18 protein-coding genes are annotated in these 21,027 nt (G+C 48.5%); 16 read left to right on the forward strand and 2 right to left on the reverse strand.

The features are described from left to right. Positions 1-7 precede the first annotated feature (7 nt). The 4 genes from E8L90_RS26215 (at position 8) to E8L90_RS26230 (ending at position 3,435) form a co-directional block, all read left to right on the forward strand. Entirely contained in the window at positions 8-817 is an 810-nt protein-coding gene (locus E8L90_RS26215) for a motility protein A (protein WP_137032094.1), read from the forward strand. Next, positions 810-1,595, forward strand: a complete 786-nt coding sequence (locus E8L90_RS26220; RefSeq protein ID WP_137032096.1) for an OmpA/MotB family protein — start codon at positions 810-812, stop codon at positions 1,593-1,595. The genes E8L90_RS26215 and E8L90_RS26220 overlap by 8 nt, the downstream gene beginning before the upstream one ends. Positions 1,596-1,883: 288 nt before the next feature. Then, positions 1,884-2,687, forward strand: coding sequence for a basic amino acid ABC transporter substrate-binding protein (locus tag E8L90_RS26225; protein WP_137032098.1), 804 nt, complete (start codon positions 1,884-1,886; stop codon positions 2,685-2,687). 73 nt (positions 2,688-2,760) lie between these two features. Beyond that, positions 2,761-3,435: an amino acid ABC transporter permease gene (locus tag E8L90_RS26230; RefSeq protein WP_137032100.1), complete on the forward strand. Its 675-nt coding sequence runs from the start codon at positions 2,761-2,763 to the stop codon at positions 3,433-3,435. A gap of 99 nt (positions 3,436-3,534) precedes the next feature. On the opposite strand, the gene E8L90_RS26235 is transcribed toward E8L90_RS26230, so the two are convergent. Beyond that, on the reverse strand, positions 3,535-4,587 hold the full coding sequence (locus E8L90_RS26235; RefSeq protein ID WP_137032102.1) for an HD-GYP domain-containing protein: 1,053 nt from the start codon (positions 4,585-4,587) through the stop codon (positions 3,535-3,537). Positions 4,588-4,797: 210 nt separating this feature from the next. On the opposite strand from E8L90_RS26235, the gene hpf reads away from it, so the two are divergent. The 4 genes from hpf to prfB all read left to right on the forward strand — a co-directional run bounded on the left by hpf (position 4,798) and on the right by prfB (position 10,012). Continuing rightward, the gene (hpf, locus tag E8L90_RS26240; RefSeq protein WP_017252261.1) at positions 4,798-5,361 is read left to right on the forward strand and encodes a ribosome hibernation-promoting factor, HPF/YfiA family; all 564 of its coding nucleotides are present in this window, start codon (positions 4,798-4,800) and stop codon (positions 5,359-5,361) included. 198 nt (positions 5,362-5,559) lie between these two features. Next, on the forward strand, positions 5,560-8,076 hold the full coding sequence (gene secA, locus E8L90_RS26245) for a preprotein translocase subunit SecA (protein WP_137032104.1): 2,517 nt from the start codon (positions 5,560-5,562) through the stop codon (positions 8,074-8,076). A 245-nt stretch (positions 8,077-8,321) separates the two neighbouring features. Then, positions 8,322-8,783 (forward strand): hypothetical protein, encoded by a 462-nt coding sequence (locus tag E8L90_RS26250; protein WP_137032106.1) that lies wholly within the window; start codon positions 8,322-8,324, stop codon positions 8,781-8,783. Between the two features lie 115 nt (positions 8,784-8,898). Next, positions 8,899-10,012 (forward strand): peptide chain release factor 2 gene (gene prfB, locus E8L90_RS26255; protein ID WP_137032108.1). Its coding sequence is split into 2 segments (ribosomal slippage): positions 8,899-8,979 and positions 8,981-10,012, totalling 1,113 coding nucleotides; the frame shifts between segments, so codons are not numbered across the junction. Here the strand turns inward: prfB and E8L90_RS26260 are convergent. Beyond that, positions 10,002-11,438 (reverse strand): PAS domain-containing sensor histidine kinase, encoded by a 1,437-nt coding sequence (locus E8L90_RS26260; RefSeq protein WP_137032109.1) that lies wholly within the window; start codon positions 11,436-11,438, stop codon positions 10,002-10,004. The genes prfB and E8L90_RS26260 overlap by 11 nt on opposite strands. Positions 11,439-11,579: 141 nt before the next feature. Here E8L90_RS26260 and E8L90_RS26265 point away from each other — a divergent pair, with 141 nt between their 5' ends. From E8L90_RS26265 to argF, 8 genes are all read left to right on the forward strand, one after another. Then, positions 11,580-11,849 carry a YciI family protein gene (locus tag E8L90_RS26265; RefSeq protein WP_137032111.1) on the forward strand — a complete coding sequence of 90 codons (270 nt, stop codon included), beginning with the start codon at positions 11,580-11,582 and terminating at the stop codon, positions 11,847-11,849. 76 nt (positions 11,850-11,925) lie between these two features. Then, a complete protein-coding gene (locus tag E8L90_RS26270; RefSeq protein WP_137032113.1) occupies positions 11,926-12,345 on the forward strand; it encodes a c-type cytochrome in 420 nt (139 codons plus the stop codon). A gap of 136 nt (positions 12,346-12,481) precedes the next feature. Then, entirely contained in the window at positions 12,482-13,522 is a 1,041-nt protein-coding gene (gene argC / locus E8L90_RS26275) for an N-acetyl-gamma-glutamyl-phosphate reductase (protein ID WP_137032115.1), read from the forward strand. Between the two features lie 13 nt (positions 13,523-13,535). Then, positions 13,536-14,348 carry an acetylglutamate kinase gene (gene argB, locus E8L90_RS26280; RefSeq protein ID WP_137032117.1) on the forward strand — a complete coding sequence of 271 codons (813 nt, stop codon included), beginning with the start codon at positions 13,536-13,538 and terminating at the stop codon, positions 14,346-14,348. 2 nt (positions 14,349-14,350) lie between these two features. Next, a complete protein-coding gene (locus E8L90_RS26285) occupies positions 14,351-15,532 on the forward strand; it encodes an aspartate aminotransferase family protein (RefSeq protein WP_137032119.1) in 1,182 nt (393 codons plus the stop codon). 148 nt (positions 15,533-15,680) lie between these two features. After that, positions 15,681-16,787, forward strand: a complete 1,107-nt coding sequence (locus E8L90_RS26290) for a carbamoyl phosphate synthase small subunit (protein WP_137032121.1) — start codon at positions 15,681-15,683, stop codon at positions 16,785-16,787. Beyond that, complete coding sequence (gene carB, locus E8L90_RS26295) at positions 16,780-20,022, forward strand: carbamoyl-phosphate synthase (glutamine-hydrolyzing) large subunit (protein WP_137032123.1); 3,243 nt, start codon at positions 16,780-16,782, stop codon at positions 20,020-20,022. The genes E8L90_RS26290 and carB overlap by 8 nt, the downstream gene beginning before the upstream one ends. Beyond that, complete coding sequence (gene argF / locus E8L90_RS26300) at positions 19,967-20,938, forward strand: ornithine carbamoyltransferase (RefSeq protein ID WP_137032124.1); 972 nt, start codon at positions 19,967-19,969, stop codon at positions 20,936-20,938. Before carB ends, argF begins: the two co-directional genes overlap by 56 nt. The last annotated feature ends 89 nt before the right edge of the window (positions 20,939-21,027 follow it).

The raw sequence follows: 21,027 nt of genomic DNA on the forward strand, positions 1-21,027 counted from the left end.
ATCACTTGTGTCCACAAAACGCCGCTCACTCGTCTTAATCGGAGCCGTCCTCCTCATCTTCATACACGCGGTCTACCTAAACGGAACCTTATCGGATCTCCTCAACGTAACCGCCGTCGAGCTAGTCGCGCTCTCCGTAGTCATGTCCTATGCAGTCAAACGCAAGCATCTCAACTTGAAAAACATCACGCGCCTGCTCATACACGGCAGGCAAAGCAACGTCGAAGAAACGATCAAGCGCTTCTACTACTACGCGCTCGTCCAGAAGGAACAGGGCTATATCGCGCTCGAAAAGGAGCTGCAACAAGAACCCGATTCTTTTGTCCAACGAGGATGCTTGCTGGCGGTTGAGGGTGTTCCGGAAGAAGAGCTGCGCCTGATCCTGGAGAACGAGCTCAAGGGAGAGCAGTATCGCTACCAGCAGTCAGCAGGGTTCTTCCGCCTCATTAGCTTGTTGGCACCAGGGATGGGGCTGGTCGGTACGCTCTTGGGGATGACGGGCGTACTGAAGTCGCTCGAAGACATGGCTTTGACCGGACACAGCCTGAGTGCAGCGGTCGTAGCGACGTTATATGGCGCGCTCTTGGCGAACCTGTTCGCACTGCCATGCTACTACCGCTTGATGGATCTGTACGACCGGGAAATGTTTGAAAAGCGTCTTTTTATCGAAGGTTGTATTGGTCTCCAGCGCATGGAGACACCACGCTTGTTGTTTGAAAAGCTGAACTCATTCTTGCCAGGTGACCAAAAGCTGGTGCTAATTAAAGAAGCAGGCAGCATGAAGGGCACGATTGAAAGGCAGGACCGCTATGCATGACGAACGGTTATACGACGAAAAAGAGCTAGAAAAAAGCTGGCTACTTAGCTACAGTGACCTGATTACACTGTTGTTCGTGATCGTGATTATTATTGCGGCGACACAGACGAAAAGCATTCAGACACAAAAAGATGAAGTCCAAAAGGAAAAAGCAGGCTTGGAGCAGGTGCATGAGAGTCTCGACCTGCTCAACCTGCAAAAGCTGGAGCTACAGCGAGAGGTCTACCAATTGGAGGCTCGCCAGAAGGAGCTCAAGGGCGAAAAAGTAAAAGAAGGCTCCGAAGGCAATGTAAACGTGCCGAAGCCGCCAATGAGCATGTCTGACTCGAGTGAGCGCGATATGGAGACGGTACGCAACCAGCTATCCTCCGCTTTGGCTGAGTTGAATCTCGACTACGAGGAGACCGAAGAAGGACTGCGTATCCGGTTGCCGGAAACGATCTTGTTTACGAGTGGTTCTGCAGACCTACAGGCCCAAGGGAAGCAAGTCGTCGGGACGGTAGCAGGGGTTTTGAAGCGCTTTGAGCACAAGGTGCGAATCGAGGGCTATACAGATGATGTGCCGATATCTCGAAGTTCCTACCAATCCAACTGGGAGCTATCCTCGGCGCGCGCGATCTCTGTCATGCGCGAAATGGTCGATGCTAACGCCCTACCGGCGTCTCGCTTTACAGTGGCAGGCTTGGGCGAATACAAACCGCTTGTGGACAACTCCAACGCGGAGAACCGTGCGAAGAATCGACGGGTAGAGATTGTGATTTTGGGGGAAAAAGAATAATTCACTATTTTCAGATAAATGCAGGATTTTTATATGCAGGATAGAACTATATCCCGTATATATGAATCCTGTTTTTTTGCTGCTAGATCCACTTATTCTTCCATTTCGTTCCCATTACTTTTGCACTAAATTGGCAGAATATACAGGAAATATTTATACCCAGCTTGTGCACAAGGTCATGTGGATAATGTGGATAACTCTGTGGAGAACGCAAAAAATCCGTAATTTCCATGTGGACATTGCTGGGGACAAAATGGGCAGATAGAGAGACACAGGGGGGATTTCGAAATGCGTATCGGGACAAATTGGTTCAAATCGCTCGCGTTGGTCGTCGGTGTGGGGGTACTCCTGGCAGGCTGTGGATCGGGTGGTCAGCAAACGTCTGGCAGTGGCGGAGCGAGTGGTGGTTCGGGTGACAAGGTGTACGTAGTCGGTACAGATGCAGCATATCCACCGTTCCAAATGCTTGAGGCTGACAAGATTAGTGGCCACGACATCGATGTGATGAACGCGATCGCGGAAGCTGGCGGATTCAAGATTGAGTGGAAAAACACCGGGTGGGACCCGCTTTTTGATGGACTGGACAAAGGGACGGTTGATATTGGAATCTCGTCCATCACGATTACGGAGAAGCGCAAGGAGAAATACGATTTTTCGGACTCATACTTTGAAGCGAACCAACTCATTCTGGTAGCGGAAGATTCTCCAGTGACGAAGCTGGCAGATTTGAAAGGCAAGAAGATCGGGGTTCAAGCTGCGACTACGGGGGAAGAAGTGGTCAAAAAAGCGTTTGGAGATACGTACGAAGGCTTGAAAGGCTATGACGACATGCCATCCTCCGTCGATGACTTCTTTAATGGTCGAGTCGATGCAGTGATTGGCGACAATGGCGTTTTGTCCTACTACGTGAATAAAGTAAAAGATAAGAAGTTTAAGCTGATTAAAGATGATTCCTTTGAAAAAGAATTTTACGGAATGATCGTCAAAAAGGGCAATACCGATGCGATGAACAAAATCAACGAAGGCTTGAAAAAGATAAAAGAAAATGGAAAGCTGCAGGAAATTTACAACCAGTACTTTGACAATAAGTAGGCAGCAAGATGGCCGGGTGCGTCCCTCGACGTAGCCGGCGTTTGTTCGCATGAAGAAGGGAGGATTAGCGCCATTGGACTGGAGTGTCATCTACGATTACCGTGAACTGTTTATCCGAGGCATTATTTATACGGTTTTACTGACCGCAGTGGCTACGGTTTGTGGAACATTTTTAGGGTTGTTTATCAGCTTGGGGAAAATGTCCTCCAAGCGAATCTTGCGTTGGACCTGTTCGATTTACGTAGAGCTTTTTCGGGGAACTCCGATGCTGGTCCAAATTTTGCTGATTCATTTTGCGGTGATTCCGTCGATTTGGGGGATTCTGTATCCAGGAGCGAACAGCCCGGAAGCGATTTATTCAGGCTTCGTCGCGCTTTCACTTAATGCGGCTGCCTATATGGCGGAAATCTTTCGGGCTGGCATCCAATCGATTGACCCGGGGCAAATGGAAGCGGCACGATCACTTGGTATGAACAAGGGACTTGCCATGCGCCAAATTATACTTCCTCAAGCGTTTACACGAATGCTGCCCGCGATCGGAAACGAGTTTATTGCTCTTTTGAAAGATTCATCCCTTTTGGCAGTAATCGCGACACCAGAATTGAACTACGCAGCCATGAATGTGGCAAAAAGCACACTTGAGCGCTACCCCCCGTATTTAACGGAGGCGGCGGTTTATCTGGTACTTACGTTGTTTTTGTCCCGTGTAGTCGTGAGAGGACTAGAGAAAAAGTATTCCACACGGTAATGACGTATTCGGCCATTTTTCTGTGAAGTTATAAACGAAACAATAGCAAAATCCCCCTGGTTCCTTGATCGGACAGGGGGATTCGTTTTTTTCACGTGTTTAACTGATCATCCTTTGAATGCATAGGGAACGTTGGAGTCTCAGGTCTATAAAATCATTACCTCTACGAACGAGAGGGCGCATAGGTTCATCAGTATGAATCATAATGATTTCGACGTGGTCGCCATTGTTCAAAAGCGCATGGGAGCCGATGTAAAGTAAGATAATGTAATGGATAAAACGAGAGACAATCATCGGATTTAATTTGCCTGAACAAGCTAACTCCCACAAAACATTTGCTGCTTCAAAGGGAGAGGTTCCCTTCCGATACACGCGATCTGCGCATATCGCATCAAATACGTCTGCGACACTGATGATTTGGCATTCAAAAGGGATGCCATCTTTTTTTCGTCCGTGGGGATATCCACTTCCATCCCAACGTTCGTGGTGCATCAGAGCGCATTGTGCCAGCAAGTTGTCGGCATCGTCCATGGTGCGCAGGAGCTCGTAGCCATATACGGTATGCTTTTTCATAATCGTATACTCTTCGTCTGTCAAACGCCCTGGCTTGGACAGCAGTTCATCGGGAATTTTCATCTTGCCGATGTCATGGAGAAGACCTGCAAGGCCCAAAAAATGAACATCAGGTTGCGGCAATCCTATGATTTTTCCGATTAAGGCTGCCACGATACCTACATGCAGGGAGTGGCGATACGTATAACTTTCTGTCCCTTCATTCAAATAAATGAAGCGCAGAAACCTCATGTGATGAAGAACTTGATCGAGCATAGGATGAACAGCGTCGCTAAATTGTTGCAGTCCGGGGGTACCCCCATTTGCGAGCTGGTTAAATAAATACTCGGTTTTTTGTACGGCCACCATATAGGCCTTTGCAGCCTCCGCCTCACTCCAATGCAGGAGAGGAAAAGGCATTTCGGGTGCTTCCGAGTCAATAGTAACGTGTACAGCTTCCACCTGGTGAGCCTCTAGCAGTCGTATATCACTTAGATGAAGGATTGCACCAGCGGGTAATAAAAGCAGACCGTACTCATTGCAGACGTCTTGAGCAAGTGTTGTTCCGATAAGGGAATGGGAAGGTTTTACCTCGGCCATGAGGATTCCTCCAGTGCGATGTACGACCGCGAAATAGGATTGGATAACTATCTGTCCTATTATAGCATAGGGAATCTAGTAAGTATTGGTAAAATAATGTCGGATTTTGATGGTTTGTAAAAGATTTGCAAAGATTTTTTTAAGCTGAATGGAAGGATTATTTACAGAAGTGGCGAATACGTTATATATAGACGGAAGGAGGTTGGAACCATGAAATTTAACATTCGTGGAGAAAACATTCAAGTCACCGCAGCACTTAGAGAATATGTCGAAAAGAAAGTCGGCCGTCTGGAAAAATATTTTGAAACTCCACAGCCTACAGAAGTACAAGTCACCATGCATGTACATCGCGGAGAAGGCACGATCGAGGTAACTATCCCACTGAGTGGGGTCATTATCCGAGCGGAGGAAACGCACGAAGATATGTATGCTGCTATCGATCTGGTAGTAGAAAAGCTGGAACGTCAGATTCGGAAACACAAAACGAAGCTGATGCGGAAACTTCGAGTAGATTCGACAGGAAGAATCGCACAGCGTGAGAGTCAACCAGTAGCAGTCATGATCCCGGATGTGGATGAGGATGATATGGACATAGACATCGATATCGTTCGAACCAAACGCTTCGATCTGAAGCCGATGGATGCACAGGAAGCGGTCATGCAGATGGATATGCTGGGACACAGCTTCTTCGTTTTCCAAAACAGTGACACCAATGACGTCAGTGTGGTGTATCGCCGCAATGATGGGCGTTACGGATTGATTGAACCAAAATAATTGAAACTTTACACATTCTCATTCGTATAAGACTAGGGAGTTGCTATTGGCAACTCCCTTTACTTGTGTAGAGGATGCTCTATTTGATAAAATATCTTTTTAGAAAGTATTATTTTCGTAGAATCGGTATCCTTTTTTATTATTGGACTTATCCGGCTTGTGCATTTTTATTTGGTAACATATGGAAGGGGTGTCCTCATGTTAGGACTCGTTAAAAAGATATTCGGCGATAGCAATGAACGTGAAGTAAAGAAAATGTTTAAGCGTGTAGAAAGTATCAACGCGCTGGAACCAACGATTAAGGCACTCTCGGATGACCAATTGCGGGAGAAGACAGCTGAGTTTAAGGCGCGCTTGGCAAATGGAGAAGAACTGGACAAAATTTTGAATGAAGCGTTTGCCGTTGTACGTGAAGCATCGATCCGTGTACTGGGCATGCGTCACTTCGACGTGCAGATGATTGGTGGTATGGTGCTTCAGGAAGGCCGTATCTCCGAGATGAAGACGGGTGAAGGTAAAACGTTGGTTGCGACACTGGCGACATACCTGAATGCTCTGATGGGAAAAGGCGTCCACGTTGTTACCGTGAACGAATACTTGGCTGAGCGTGACTCGACCATCATGGGTACGCTGTATAACTTCCTCGGACTGACAGTCGGTTTGAACAAGAATGGACTGAACCCTGAAGAAAAACGCGAAGCATACGCGTGTGACATTACGTATGGTACGAACAATGAGTTTGGCTTCGATTACCTGCGTGACAATATGGTTCTGTACAAGGAACAAATGGTGCAACGTCCGCTCTTCTTCGCTATCATCGACGAGGTGGACAGTATTTTGATTGACGAAGCACGTACGCCGTTGATCATCTCCGGTTCTGCTAACAAATCGACAGAGCTGTACTATATCTGCTCGCATTTTGTGAAGCGTCTGGAAGAAGAAAAAGATTTCACCATCGATGAGAAGCTGAAAATCGTCAACCTCTCAGATGAAGGTGTGAGCAAGGTCGAGCAGGCATTCAACATCGACAACCTGTACGATACGGCACATATCACGTTGAACCACCACATTACGGCGGCGTTGAAAGCACAAGTGCTGTTCAAGCGCGATGTCGATTATGTGGTCCAGGAAGGCGAAGTTGTGATCGTCGACGAGTTCACCGGCCGTCTGATGGTTGGACGTCGTTACAGCGATGGCTTGCATCAAGCGATTGAAGCCAAAGAAGGTCTGCGTGTCCAAAGCGAGAGCATGACACTGGCTACCATTACTTTGCAAAATTACTTCCGTATGTACGAGAAGCTGGCAGGTATGACAGGTACAGCGAAGACGGAAGAAGAAGAATTCAAAAAGATTTATGGTCTCGATGTTGTGGTTATTCCAACGAATAAGCCAGTACAGCGTGTCGATTCACCTGACCTTGTTTTCAAAACAGAGGCAGCCAAATATCGTGCGGTTGTAAACGATATTGTCGATCGTCATAAAAAGGGCCAGCCGATCCTGGTAGGTACTATCTCCATCGAAAACTCGGAGCGCTTGTCCCAAATGCTGAAGCAAAAAGGTGTACCGCATAACGTATTGAACGCGAAGCAGCATGAGCGCGAGGCGGAAATCGTTGCACGTGCAGGTGTGTACGGAGCGGTTACCATCGCGACAAACATGGCAGGTCGTGGTACGGACATTCAGCTTGGCGAAGGTGTTTCGGATCTGGGCGGTCTTCATATTATCGGTACAGAACGTCACGAGAGCCGTCGGATTGACAATCAGCTGCGCGGTCGTGCCGGTCGTCAGGGGGACCCAGGTTCATCCCAGTTCTTCCTCTCGATGCAAGATGAGCTGATGCGTCGTTTCGGTGCGGACAATATCATGAATATGATGGATCGTTTGGGGATGGAAGAGGATATGCCGATCGAGAGCCGTCTGGTTACTCGTGCGGTAGAGTCCGCGCAGAAGCGTGTAGAGGGATCGAACTTCGATGCACGTAAAGGCGTTCTCCAGTACGATGACGTGATGAATCAGCAGCGTCTGGTTGTCTACAAACAGCGTAAAGACATCCTGGAACAGGAAAATCTCAGCGATGTTGCTTTGAATATGATCTACGCAGTAATGGAGCGTGCAGTGTCTCTGCATTGTCCAAAAGAAGAGGTACCAGAGGATTGGGATCTGCAAGCAATGGCCGATGCTGCCAATAATGGATTCCTCTATGAAGAAACGATTACAGCTAAAATGCTGAAAGGCATGGAAGCAGAAGAAATTCTCGAGCTGCTGAAAGCAGAAGTCGATAAGCAGTACAAACAGCGTGAAGAAGAAATCGGCGAATCGATTCGCGAGTTTGAGAAAGTCGTCATTCTGCGTGCTGTCGATAGCAAGTGGATGGATCACATCGATGCGATGGATCAGTTGCGTCAAGGGATTCACCTGCGCGCCTACGCACAAAACGACCCGCTTCGTGAGTACCAGTTCGAAGGATACGAAATGTATCAAGGTATGCTGGCTGCTGTTCAGGAAGAAGTCGCTATGTATATCATGAAGGCCGAAGTCAGCCAAAACCTGGAGCGTCAGGATGTTATTCGCGGTCAAGGAATCGACCCGGACAACTTGCAAACTTCTGGACCATCTGATCGTCCAGATCCAGAGACATCCGGTGATGCTGATCCGAAAAACCGTGCACAGCGTCGCGCTCAGGAGCAAGAACGCAAACGTCAAAATAAGAAATAAGCAATAACAGAACATTCTTCTCGTATCGGCAAATTCGGTACGAGGGGAATGTTTTTTTCTTGCCCATTCCTAATGCCTTGACAGTATTCGTCCTCATCTAATCTTCCTCGTCTGATATTAAGGATCTATTTGTCTAACACTGGTAAATGTGATCGAACGATTCAGGTGGTAATTATCTGAAAAATAAATAGAATCGTAAGTACAACACTTTTACCAAAAATTCACGAAGACGGGGGAATGAACAAATGAGAACGTCAGTGAACGTGATGGGGATACAAACAAAGAATATTATGGAGCGCATTTCCGTTACTTTAAAGGCAGTCCTAAAGACAGGAAAAGAAAATAAAAAAGTACAGCTCATTGAAAAGGAGGAGGGAATCGAATTACCGAGTGTCATCTCAGCGCAAGACCCGGTCTTTGAGGACAAGCGACTGATAGAGGAAATTCCGGAGCCGAATTGGAATGAGGCATTGATCGCACCGCCGAATGGAATGGTGGATCGAACGCGTGAAAGTCCGCTGGCCAAAAAATATCGAAAAACACACAACTGGAAGCGACAAGCTATCATCAAGCAAGCTTACCAACTGAAAGCAAGCGAAGCTCGACGTACCCATCTCTATCTGGTTGCTGCACCACAGGCGGAAAATAAAAAACCACATGAAATCCGAGACCTGAGATCCTCGCCATCACCACCGGTGGCAACGTGACAAAGGGTAGCGGCGAAGTCCCTTTTCTAAACGTGAACATGCTGCCGTATTTGCGCAAGCGGCAAATTACGTTACAATAAAACATAGCTTACGTAAAGAGAAGGTGATTCGCAACATGGCATTAATCGATATTGCGGACATCAAACAAGAGATGTCTAGCATGGCTAAGCGATTAGCGGATATCAGGGGGTCTCTTTGACCTCCCAGTAAAACAGGAACGAATCGGTGAACTGGAAGAGCGCATGCTGGCACCCGATTTTTGGGATGACAATGATTCAGCGCAGAAGACAATCAGTGAACTGAATGCAATCAAAAGCCTCGTAGAGACGATGGTCAAGCTGGATTCCCAGTACGAGGATCTCCAGGTAATGTTGGAGCTTGTCATCGAAGAAGGGGATGCATCGCTCATTCAAGATCTGTATGACAGTACGCAGGAGCTGCGGAAGTCATTTGAGAGCTTTGAGCTGGAACTGCTTTTGAGTGATGAATACGACAAAAACAACGCCATTCTGGAGCTGCATCCGGGAGCGGGTGGTACGGAGTCCCAGGATTGGGCGGCCATGCTTCTGCGCATGTATACGCGTTGGGGGGATGCCAAGGGCTTTAAGGTCGAAACATTGGACTATTTGCCTGGTGATGAAGCCGGTGTTAAAAGTGTCACTCTCCTCATTAAGGGCTACAATGCATATGGCTACCTCAAATCAGAAAAAGGGGTTCATCGTCTTGTGCGGATATCTCCGTTTGATGCCTCTGGGCGTCGTCACACATCGTTTGTGTCTTGCAACGTCCTGCCGGAGATCGAAGACGATAATGCGGTAGACATACGTACAGAAGACCTGAAAGTCGATACGTATCGTTCCAGTGGTGCGGGAGGTCAGCATATCAATACGACTGACTCCGCTGTACGGATTACTCACTTGCCTTCTGGAATTGTGGTGACGTGCCAAACAGAACGCTCCCAGATTAAAAACCGAGAGCGTGCGATGAAGATGCTGACGGCACGACTGTTTGAGAAAAAACGGGAAGAACAAGAGAAAACGTTGGCCGCGATTCAAGGTGAACAAAAGGATATTGCATGGGGCAGTCAAATTCGTTCCTATGTCTTCCACCCATACAGTCTGGTAAAAGACCACCGGACGAATATGGAGACAGGAAACGTTCAAGCCGTCATGGATGGTGATATTGATTCGTTTATCGATGCCTATTTGCGCGCGCAAATTAATCGTTAAACGAAACAATAGGCTTCAAGGCTTTTGGTATGGAAATCGATACTGTGGTTCCTTTGCCGACATCGCTGGCGATGTTGATTGTACCGCCGTGATCGCGAACAATTTTTGTGCTTACCATTAACCCCAGGCCAGTTCCTGTTTCTTTTGTACTATAAAAAAGCTCTCCTAATCGGGGAAGTAGCTCAGCAGGGATACCTTGTCCTTGATCGATGATTCGGATGACAATATCAGAAGAGCGCTCTACAACCTTGATTGTGAGAGTTCCACCTAACGGCATGGCTTCCATGCCGTTTTTTATGATGTTTATGAAAACTTGCTTGATTTGATATTCCTCACACAATATGAGGGACGTGACTTGAGGAAAATCAGTAAGAATGGATACATTTTTAAGAAGTGCTTGTGGTTCCAAAAGCTTAATGACAGACGAAAGCAATGGCAAAAGGCCGTTGGGAGCAAATCGTAACGCTTGCGGCTTCGCCATTATCAAAAGCTCACTGGTAATCGAAGTGATCCGGTCGATTTCGGATCGCATAATTTGCAAGTATTGCTGATTGGCGAACTCGTCCCCTTCCATGAGTTGAATAAACCCTTTCAAGGCGGTAAGTGGATTGCGAATTTCATGGGCAATTCCCGCGGAAAGCTCTCCTAGAACTGACAGCTTGTCAGAGTAACGAAGCAATTCCTCTGATTGCCGACGTTCTGTAATATCACGTGCCACAAAAACCGTGCTGAGAATATGGCCGTTCGAACAAATGTCAGGTGTTCCTTTCACATCGAACAGCAACATTCTACCGTCTGGGTGCAGGTAATGGTATTCGGCGTCGAGTGTGATCTTCTGCTTCATCATTTGAGCAAAGTCGCTCTTGGCACTGTTTATTTGCTCAGGATGAACCAAGATCGAAAAATGCTGGTTGATCACTTGATCAATCGTGAGACCAGTAACCGCCTGAACAGAAGGGGAAGCGTAGGTAATCATTCCATCCACATTTACAATGAGAATCAAATCCATAATGTTTTCGGAGATTAACCGAAAGTTTTCTTGCATCTGGTGAAGAGCCTCTTCCATTTTCTTTTGCTGCGTGATGTTTTTGGCAATGGAATAGCGACTAATGATTTCGCCGTTTTGAAAAATGGGAAAGCTGGAAGCGATAATATCCACGACCTGCCCGTGTTTATGGAGTAACTGATAATGCTTGTTTTTTCTGATTCCTGCAGAGAGGATTTGTTGTTGTTTCTTACTGTCGAGGTCTTCTGTAGAAGCGAGAATTCCCCAAATTTTCATATTCAGCAATTCTTGAGAGGTGTATCCTACCAATGCTTCACCAGCAGCGTTTACTCCTGTGAATCTGCCCTGCATGTCGAACATGAAAACAGCGTCAGGATTGTTGTGGAAGAGAGATGTATATAACTGTATCTGCGTACCCATACCTATCCGCCTCTCTGTTGCTACTTGCTAACTTGAATCGTTCGCTGTAGAAAGGAAAAATCCTACTAGACTAAAGTCCGTATTCATAATTATGTTATAATTCATGAAAGAACAAGGTCATGAAAAAGGAGAGAAACCGTCATGTTGTATGCCGCATTTTTGCCAATCGTGAATCAAGAGCTGAATGCTCAAGTAAGACCTGCGCATCTTACGTATATTAATGATTTGTACAAGCAGGGAAAAGTGGTCATGGCAGGACCCTTCACAGATAAGCTTGGCGGATTGGTCATTTACAAAGCGGATTCTCTGGACGAAGCTCGCAAATTAGCTGAGGCTGATCCAGTTGTCGTGGAAGGCGCACGGACGTTGGAGTTACGTGAATGGAGCCCGTTGGAATTTCCTTTGTCCTAAATGGCTGTTGCAAGAATGAGAAGTGGTAGTCGGAGGCATACTTAGCGAAGAAATCCGAATAAAGGAGGGAACAGCCTTGAAACGTATTCCACTCGTTTTGACAGCGGCTGTACTCGCATTCTCGCTAAGTGCCTGTGGTACCAGCAAGCAAACACAGCCGCCAGCACAACAACCAGCGACAGAAACGCCGGCAGCTGAAAAACCAGCGACAGAAACACCGGCAGCCGAAAAACCAGCAACAGAAGCACCTTCGACGACGCCATCCGGCAGCTATGATGCAGCAACTGCAGAAACTATGTTCAAAAATACCTGTGCAGGCTGCCACGGACAGACGTTGGAAGGGGCAGTTGGACCGAACTTGCAAAAGATCGGTAGTGAGTTGAACAAGGAGCAGATCCTAGGCATTTTGGAAAAAGGAAAAGGAGCAATGCCTCCGGGTCTCGTCAAAGGAAAAGATGCAGAAAACATCGCTGCATGGTTAGCGGACAAAAAGTAAACAGGGCAACAAAGCAGCGCTTGAGCAATCGGGCGCTTTTTTCTTTGGACGTAAAAAAGTTTTTCTGTTGTATTCCATATGGATTTTTATTATTATTCATGTATAAAAATACGGAACAGAATAAAGGGGAGAGAGCATGGTTCGGGTCGGGATTGTTGGAGCAACGGGTTATGGTGGCGCGGAATTGATCCGTCTTTTGACTGGGCATCCGCATGTTGAGATTGCCAATTTATATTCTAGTTCATCAGAAGGAGAAGGCTTGGAAAAATCGTTTCCACATGTAGCTGGGCTCGGGTTGCCCGCATTGTCACCAATTGATGCTGACAGCATGAGCGGTGTGAATGATTTGATCTTTCTTGCTACACCTGCGGGAGTAAGCAGCGGGCTCTCTCCGAAGCTGGTCGAAAAAGGCGTGAAAGTCATTGATTTATCCGGGGATTTTCGTCTGGAAAACGGTGCGGTCTACAAAACGTGGTACAAACACGAGCCGGCTCCATCCCAGTGGGTAGAAACAGCGGTTTACGGTTTAACCGAGTGGAATCAAGAGCAAGTGGCGGGTGCCAGTCTCATAGCGAATCCAGGATGTTATCCTACTGCTACGCTCCTCGCCTTGCTTCCGTTGATGAAGACAGGCTGGGTACAGCCTAACAGTTGGATCGTCGATGCCAAATCAGGTGTGTCCGGCGCTGGACGTGGAGTATCGCTCGGTGTTCATTACGGCGAGATTAATGAGAGCATTCATGCTTATAAAGTGGCGAGTCATCAGCATACACCAGAGATTGAACAGGAGCTGCAAAAACAGAGCGGGGAAGAGACGCTTGTTCAATTTACGCCACACCTGGTGCCAATGACCCGAGGGATTTTCGTCACGGCTTACGGACAGCTAACCACTGAAGTCACACAAGCGCAGATCCAGGAGCTATACGAAGCTACTTATGCGGATAAGCCTTTTGTGCGCGTACGTCCTGCAGGCAGTCATCCACATACCAAAGAAGTTTATGGCTCCAATTACTGCGATATCGCCATCCATGTTGATCAGCGTACGAAGCGTGTTATCTTGCTGTCGGTAATCGATAATATGATGAAGGGCGCAGCCGGTCAAGCTGTGCAAAACATGAATGTCATGTTTCATTTGCCTGAGAAAACGGGCTTGCCGCTCGTGCCAGTATACCCGTAGAGGAGGAGAGCAGATGCAAGGAATTGTTGTGATCAAATGTGGTGGAAGCACCATGGATCAGCTGCCTGACTCCTTCTTTCAGGCGATTGCGGGACTGCAGGCGCAAGGACAAGAGATCGTTATCGTCCATGGGGGCGGACCTGCCATTAACAATATGCTCGATCGAGTTCAGATCACTCCGCAATTTGTCGATGGACTTCGTGTTACCTGCGAGGACACGCTGCGTGTTGTAGAGATGGTCTTGTGTGGCAGTATCAACAAGGCGCTGGTAAAAAGGCTGACGCAGGCAGGAGCCAAGGCGTGGGGAGTTAGTGGAATCGATGGTCAGACTCTTTTGGCAACAAAAACGCCAAGGCCACTCGGATGGGTAGGAGAAATCAAGAAGGCTGATACGACCATTCCGAAAGCGATTCTTGGGCAGGGTTATGTCCCGGTAATTGCTCCCCTCTCCGTTAGTGAAGATGGCGCAGAGACATTTAATGTCAATGCGGATGTTGCCGCAGGAGCGATTGCAGCAGCACTCAGCGCCGAAAAACTGATCATGGTGACAGACGTTCCGGGTATCATGCAGCCTCAGCCAGACGGAACCAAGGCAGTAGTGCCAGCTACAAGCGCAGAAGAGATACAGGAAATGATTCAGACAGAGGTTATTACTGGCGGAATGATTCCGAAGGTTCAGGCAGCTCTCGACGCTCTCGGACAGGGAGTGGAGCAGGTAGTCATCTGCCGGGGAACCGCTGAAGATCTGCTCGGTGTTTGTGCGGGGCAAGCAGTTGGGACAACAGTCCGTATGAATGTCAATTATGTTCAAAGGGGAGGGAAATGAATATGCATACAACAACAGCGCCTGTGCATCTCATGAACAACTATGCGAGATGGCCAATCAGTTTGGTAAAAGGAAAAGGAAACCAGGTGTGGGATGATCAAGGCAAGCAATATCTCGATTTTACCTCAGGAATTGCCGTGACATCGTTAGGGCATGTCCCGCCAAAAGTAACGGCAAAGCTTCACGAGCAGCTCGATACGTTGTGGCATTGCTCGAATCTGGTACATGTTCCTCAGCAAGAGATTTTGGCGGAAAAGCTGAGCCGCCTGTCTGGACTGGATCAGGCCTTTTTCTGCAACAGTGGAGCGGAGGCTAATGAGGGCTTGATCAAGCTCGCCCGCCGCTATGCACAAAAAATAAAAGGGACCGACCGTTACGAAATCATCAGCTTTGAACAGTCTTTTCATGGGCGGACATTGGCTACCCTAACGGCTACTGGACAGGAAAAGGTGAAGGACGGATTCGCACCATTGCCCCAAGGATTTGTCACCGTTCCCTACAACGACCTTGATGCAGTCAAGTCAGCCATTACTGACAAGACATGCGCGATTATGCTGGAGCTGGTTCAGGGAGAAGGCGGCGTGCATCCAGCAGAAGAGGCGTGGGTGAAGGCGCTGCGTGAATTGTGCGATGCACACGGATTGCTCCTGTTAATCGATGAGATACAGACTGGGATTGGCCGCACAGGTACATGGTTTGCCTTCCAGCACTATGACGTGAAACCAGATGCGATTTCATTGGCAAAAGGCTTGGGAAGTGGGTTCCCGATTGGAGCGGTCGTCGCGACCAAAGAAGTAGCAGAAGCGTTTGCTCCGGGCACGCATGGTACTACTTTTGGCGGGAATCCATTGGCAGCAACTGCTGGAATCGCGACGCTTGCTACGATGGAAGAGGAGCAGATCTTGGAGCGGGTCGCCCATATCCATGAAGTATTGCTCAAAGAGCTAGAGAAACTCAAGGCAGAGCATCCGGACAAAGTGGTTACGGTTCGGGGAAAAGGATTGCTTCTTGGTGTGGAGCTGACGATTCCTGCTGGTGAACCGATTGCGTATGCACGGGAAAAAGGAGTCATTCTGCTGATGGCTGGCCCGCAAGTAGTGAGACTTTTGCCTTCGTTTGTAACGACCGACGAGGAAGTAAAGCAAGCCATTACCGTATTAAGCGAGGCGCTGTCGCAGGTTTAGATGAAAAAGCAAAGAATGCAACGAGTAAAAGTAGTCAAAAAACTCGTTGCATTTTTATAATCTCAAATGTATATTAATACAAAAGGTTGCATAAATTTTCGGTAAGAGCGATCAGGCCGGTGCCCATTGGAGAGGAGTGGCTTTATATATGGATAGAGAGAATCAATCGTTAGGAACAGGATATTTAACGCTGGAGAGCGGCGAGGTTTTTACAGGGAAGCTGTATGGCGCCCCTATTAACGGATTTGGAGAAGTGGTTTTTCATACAGGAATGACGGGATATCAAGAGGTGATGACAGACCCCTCTTTTGCAGGGCAAATCGTTACCTTCACGTATCCCCTGATCGGCAACTACGGGATCAACGAAAAGGATTATGAGGCAGCCAAGCCAGCTTTGACAGGGATGATTGTCAGCGAATTATGCATGGAGCCAAGCCATTACGAATCAAACATGACGTTGGCTCAAGCGGCAGAAGCCTTTGGATTCCCGATCCTTGCGGGGATTGATACGCGAACGATTACAAAGCGCGTCCGTCAAGATGGTACCGTATTCGGTGTCATTTCCGATCAGCCTATGCAGGTAGAGGAAGTGGTGTCCCTGCGCTACAAGCACGCCAAGAAATCATTAGTTGCCAATGTATCCAGACAACAGGTGGAGCGTTATCCGGGAACAGGGGAGCATGTCGTCTTGATTGACCTCGGCATGAAGCAATCGATTTTGGATGCCCTTCTCCAGCAGGGCTGCCGTGTCACGGTTGTTCCATTTGATACGAGTTTTGCCCAAATCAATGCGCTTGCACCAGACGGCTTGTTGTTTTCCAATGGACCAGGCGATCCGGAGCATTTGCTTGCGTATTGCAGCGAATGGCGCAAAGCCGTGGAGCAGTACCCGACATTAGGTATTTGCTTGGGACATCAAGTATTGGCGCTGATGTACGGCGGCAAGACAGAAAAGCTCGCATACGGTCACCGCGGCAGCAATCATCCGGTCAAGGATCTGATGACTGGAAAAGTATATATGAGTTCACAAAATCACGGGTACGTGGTCAAAGAAGAGTCTTTGGATAAGCGCCAGCTGACCGTTTCCTATCGCAACGTTAACGATAGTTCGGTTGAAGGACTGTGCCACGTCAGTCTGCCTGTTTTCAGTGTGCAGTTCCATCCGGAAGCACATCCTGGCCCTAGCGATACATCCCACATTTTCCACCAATTCTTGCAGTCGATGCGCGTAGTAGGAGCGAAGAGATATGCCTAAATTGCCACACATTCATAAAGTATTGGTCATTGGTTCTGGTCCGATCGTCATCGGGCAGGCAGCGGAATTTGATTATGCAGGTGCACAGGCTTGCCTTTCCTTAAAAGAAGCTGGCGTGCAGGTCGTGTTGGTGAACAACAATCCGGCAACGATCATGACAGATGAACAAGTAGCGGACAAAGTATATCTGGAGCCGCTCACCGTGGAATCCGTGACAGCTATTATCGCAAAAGAGCGTCCCGATGGCCTCTTGCCTACATTAGGCGGCCAAACGGGACTTAATCTTGCTGTTTCGCTGGCAGAAGCGGGCGTGCTGGAAAAGTACAGCGTCCAACTGTTGGGTACGCCGTTGGCTGCCATTCAAAACGGGGAAGACCGTGAGCTGTTCAAGCAATTGATGCAACAAATCGGAGAGCCTGTTCCAGAGAGCGATACAGTCGAATCTGTAGAAGCAGCAATCGAGTTTGCAAGCACAATCGGCTATCCAGTGATTGTCCGTCCTGCTTATACGCTCGGAGGAGCAGGTGGCGGGATCGCTGGTGATGAAGCGTCCTTGCGAGTGGTTGCAGCTGGTGGCATTGCGGCTAGCCCAATAGGTCAGGTGCTGATTGAGCGTAGCGTAAAAGGCTGGAAAGAAATCGAATACGAGGTCATGCGGGACGCAAATGATACGTGCATCATCGTGTGCAATATGGAAAATTTGGACCCGGTAGGTATTCATACGGGGGACAGTATTGTCGTCGCGCCATCTCAGACGCTGACAGATCGCCAGTACCAAATGCTGCGCAGCGTATCAACGAAAGTGATTCGTTCACTAGGAGTAGTAGGCGGTTGCAATATTCAATTTGCGCTTGATCCGAATTCCGATCGGTACGTGCTGATCGAAGTAAATCCTCGCGTCAGTCGTTCCAGTGCGTTGGCGTCCAAAGCAACAGGTTATCCAATCGCGCGGATCGCTGCCAAGCTCGCATTGGGCTACGGACTGGATGAGGTGCTCAATCCAATCACGGGCTATACGTACGCTAGCTTTGAACCAACGCTGGACTACATCGTTGTCAAAATCCCGCGCTTCCCGTTTGACAAATTCCCGCTGGCAGACCGCAAGCTGGGGACGCAAATGAAAGCGACTGGTGAGGTCATGTCGATCGCCCGCAATCTGGAAGCAGGACTTTTGAAGGCAGTGCGTTCCCTGGAACAAGGCTGCACACATTTGACTCGACCAGAGCTGGCATCTTGGACGCGTGAGGAGCTTGCCCATTCCTTGCAGGAAGCGACAGATATCAGACTGTTTGTTTTTGCCGAGGCGATCCGCAAAGGTTTTACAGAAAGTGAGCTGCACAGTCTGACTGGTGTCGATCCGTTTTTCTTGCGGAGCTTGCGTAAAATCGTGGACTTGGAAGTAGAGCTATCTTGCCACCATAGCAAAACATTGACCCCAGAGCTGTTGTCAGAAGCAAAACGTCGCGGGTTTGCCGATGAAACCATTGCTTCACTGGTGGGTGCCACACCTGACCAAATCAAATCACTTCGTCAAGAATTGGGCATTACGCCTACTTATAAAATCGTGGACACTTGTGCAGCAGAATTTGATGCCCAAACCCCTTACTACTATTCGGATTGGCAAGGAATAGATGAGGTCGAGTCACTGTCTGGCCGCAAAGTTCTGGTACTTGGCTCAGGTCCTATACGCATTGGTCAGGGAATCGAATTTGACTATTGCTCTGTGCATGCAGCCAAAGCACTTCAGGCAAGCGGTATTGCGGCAGTCGTTGTGAACAACAACCCAGAGACGGTCAGCACTGACTATGAAACTGCCGACCATCTTTATTTTGAACCGCTTCACGTAGAAGACGTGCTGCATATCGCAGAACGTGAACAGGTTGAGGGCGTCATGATTCAGTTCGGTGGTCAAACCGCGATTAATCTGGCAGCCAAGCTGGAGCGCGCGGGGCAAAACGTAATGGGTACGTCACTTACAGCCATCGAACGTGCGGAGGACCGCGAGCTGTTCTACGCGATGCTACGCAAGCTGGACATTCCGCATATCCCCGGTAAAGGAGTATCGTCCTTGGAGGATGCGACCGCGATAGCGGAGGAAATCGGCTTCCCTGTTTTGATGCGACCCTCGTACGTCATCGGCGGGCAAGGTATGGTAGTTGTCCACAATATCGACGAGCTGCGAGCTACCATTCAAGACTGGTTGAACCATCCGGACATGAGCATGTTTTTCCCGCTCCTCGTGGATAAATACGTTCCAGGCAAGGAAGCAGAAGTAGATGCGGTATGCGACGGACAATCTGTTATCATCCCAGGGATTTTCCAGCATGTGGAGAGGGCGGGCATCCACTCAGGCGACAGTGTAGCCTTGTTCCCGGCTCCTCATCTGACGGATGACATCAAGCAAAAAATCGCGAGCTATACAGAAGCAATCGCGAGGGAAATGGAAGCGGTCGGGTTAATCAATATCCAGTTCGTCATTGATGGCGAAACGGTTTATGTACTGGAGGTAAATCCTCGTGCTTCACGGACCGTACCGATTACGAGCAAAGTGACTGGCATCCCGATGGTTCAACTGGCGGTTCGCGCACAATTGGGTGAAAAGCTTTTGGATATGGGCTACGGTACAGGGCTTTTGCCAGAGATTCCGTTTGCAGTCGTCAAGGCACCGGTTTTCTCCACGATCAAGCTGAACGGCGTAGACCCGGTACTAGGTCCAGAGATGAAATCGACGGGCGAAGTTCTCGGCTTGGGGCATTCTTTCGAAGAGGCAGCAGGCAAAGCCTTTGCTTTCAAAGACAATTTGTACGGCGACTGGCAAAAAGGTCAGTTGGTCATGATTTCTTTGGCAGATGGAGATAAGCAGGATGGCGTAAGAGAGTTGATTGGGCAAATTCAAGCAGACGGTGCCAATCTGGCGGCGACTCCGGGAACGGCCGAGTGGCTGAAAAACGAAGGAATTGTCGTGAAGCATATCGTGGCAGATGAAGCGGCGTGGATCGAGCTGTTGCAAGAGGAAGAAGCGGCCTTCGCTCTCGTTACTGCGACGAAAGGCAATCGTCAGGGCCGGACAGGATTTGCCCTGCGAAGCCGGATGGTACAACAAGGTGTGCCATTGTTCTTTGCTGTCGATACGTTCGAGTTATACGTGAAGTCTATTATGAAGAAAAGAGGTGGCTCGCATGCAGCCAGTGAAGATATTGGAACACTTTCAAAACTTGCCGTTGCAAAAGCATAAAGGAAAGGACTTCCTACGCGTTGATGAATTCAACGGGGAAGAATTGATGGAGCTGCTCCATCTGTCTGCTCACGTCAAGCAATTGCAAAAGCTGGGACAGCCATTCCAGCCTTTGCAAGGCAAGACGCTGGGGATGATCTTTGACAAGGCTTCGACCCGCACGCGCGTCTCTTTTGAAGTAGGGATGCATCAGTTGGGTGGCCTGGGGATGTTCATGAGCGGAAAAGAGCTGCAGCTCGGACGCGGGGAGCCGATCAGCGACACAGCAAAAGTTCTGTCTCGGTACGTGGATGCCATCATGATTCGCACTTTCTCCCACTCCTATGTAGAAGAGCTTGCTCTGCACGCGTCAATCCCCATTATCAATGGCTTGACCGATCTGTACCATCCTTGTCAGGCTTTGGCTGATCTGCTGACGATCTGGGAGCATAAAGGCAAGCTGAAGGGAGTCAAGCTCGCTTATGTAGGAGACGGCAACAACGTGGCGAACTCACTGGTACTGGGCGCAGCTCTGCTAGGCCTTGATGTGCGGGTGGCGACTCCAGCAGGCTACGAAATGGATGCCACTATTGTCGCAAAAGCTAGAGGGTACGCGAAACAAAGCGGTGGAAGCATGATGGTGACCACTGATCCGATAGAGGCTGTCATGGGGGCAGATGCTGTATACACGGACGTTTGGACTAGTATGGGTTTTGAGGAAGAAAATGAGGTGCGTTTGAAAGCTTTTGCTGACTATCAAGTGAACGAAAAATTAGTAGCAGCGGCAGATCGTAATTATCTCTTCTTGCACTGCTTGCCAGCACATCGTGGGGAAGAAGTGACAAGCGGGGTCATCGACGGATCGCGCTCTGTCATTTTTGATCAGGCTGAAAATAGATTGCACGCACAAAAGGCGATTTTGGCGGCGCTGGTATGAACATAGTTCTAGTTAAATGGAACTATTTGTAATTAAATCGAATAGACTATGAATCTATGATTGCCGAATTTTGTCATTTATGTGTAAAA

The organism is Brevibacillus antibioticus, assembly GCF_005217615.1.
Classification (GTDB): Bacteria; Bacillota; Bacilli; order Brevibacillales; family Brevibacillaceae; genus Brevibacillus; species Brevibacillus antibioticus.

Bases quoted from the DNA above. Each gene is read 5' to 3' on its own strand.
- E8L90_RS26290 (WP_137032121.1), top strand. From the start codon at position 15,681: ATGGATAGAGAGAATCAATCGTTAGGAACAGGATATTTAACGCTGGAG.
- E8L90_RS26285 (WP_137032119.1), top strand. From the start codon at position 14,351: ATGCATACAACAACAGCGCCTGTGCATCTCATGAACAACTATGCGAGA.
- hpf (WP_017252261.1), top strand. From the start codon at position 4,798: ATGAAATTTAACATTCGTGGAGAAAACATTCAAGTCACCGCAGCACTT.
- E8L90_RS26225 (WP_137032098.1), top strand. From the start codon at position 1,884: ATGCGTATCGGGACAAATTGGTTCAAATCGCTCGCGTTGGTCGTCGGT.
- secA (WP_137032104.1), top strand. From the start codon at position 5,560: ATGTTAGGACTCGTTAAAAAGATATTCGGCGATAGCAATGAACGTGAA.
- E8L90_RS26265 (WP_137032111.1), top strand. From the start codon at position 11,580: ATGTTGTATGCCGCATTTTTGCCAATCGTGAATCAAGAGCTGAATGCT.
- E8L90_RS26235 (WP_137032102.1), bottom strand. From the start codon at position 4,587: ATGGCCGAGGTAAAACCTTCCCATTCCCTTATCGGAACAACACTTGCT.
- E8L90_RS26220 (WP_137032096.1), top strand. From the start codon at position 810: ATGCATGACGAACGGTTATACGACGAAAAAGAGCTAGAAAAAAGCTGG.
- E8L90_RS26250 (WP_137032106.1), top strand. From the start codon at position 8,322: ATGAGAACGTCAGTGAACGTGATGGGGATACAAACAAAGAATATTATG.
- carB (WP_137032123.1), top strand. From the start codon at position 16,780: ATGCCTAAATTGCCACACATTCATAAAGTATTGGTCATTGGTTCTGGT.
- E8L90_RS26260 (WP_137032109.1), bottom strand. From the start codon at position 11,438: ATGGGTACGCAGATACAGTTATATACATCTCTCTTCCACAACAATCCT.
- argC (WP_137032115.1), top strand. From the start codon at position 12,482: ATGGTTCGGGTCGGGATTGTTGGAGCAACGGGTTATGGTGGCGCGGAA.
- argB (WP_137032117.1), top strand. From the start codon at position 13,536: ATGCAAGGAATTGTTGTGATCAAATGTGGTGGAAGCACCATGGATCAG.
- argF (WP_137032124.1), top strand. From the start codon at position 19,967: ATGCAGCCAGTGAAGATATTGGAACACTTTCAAAACTTGCCGTTGCAA.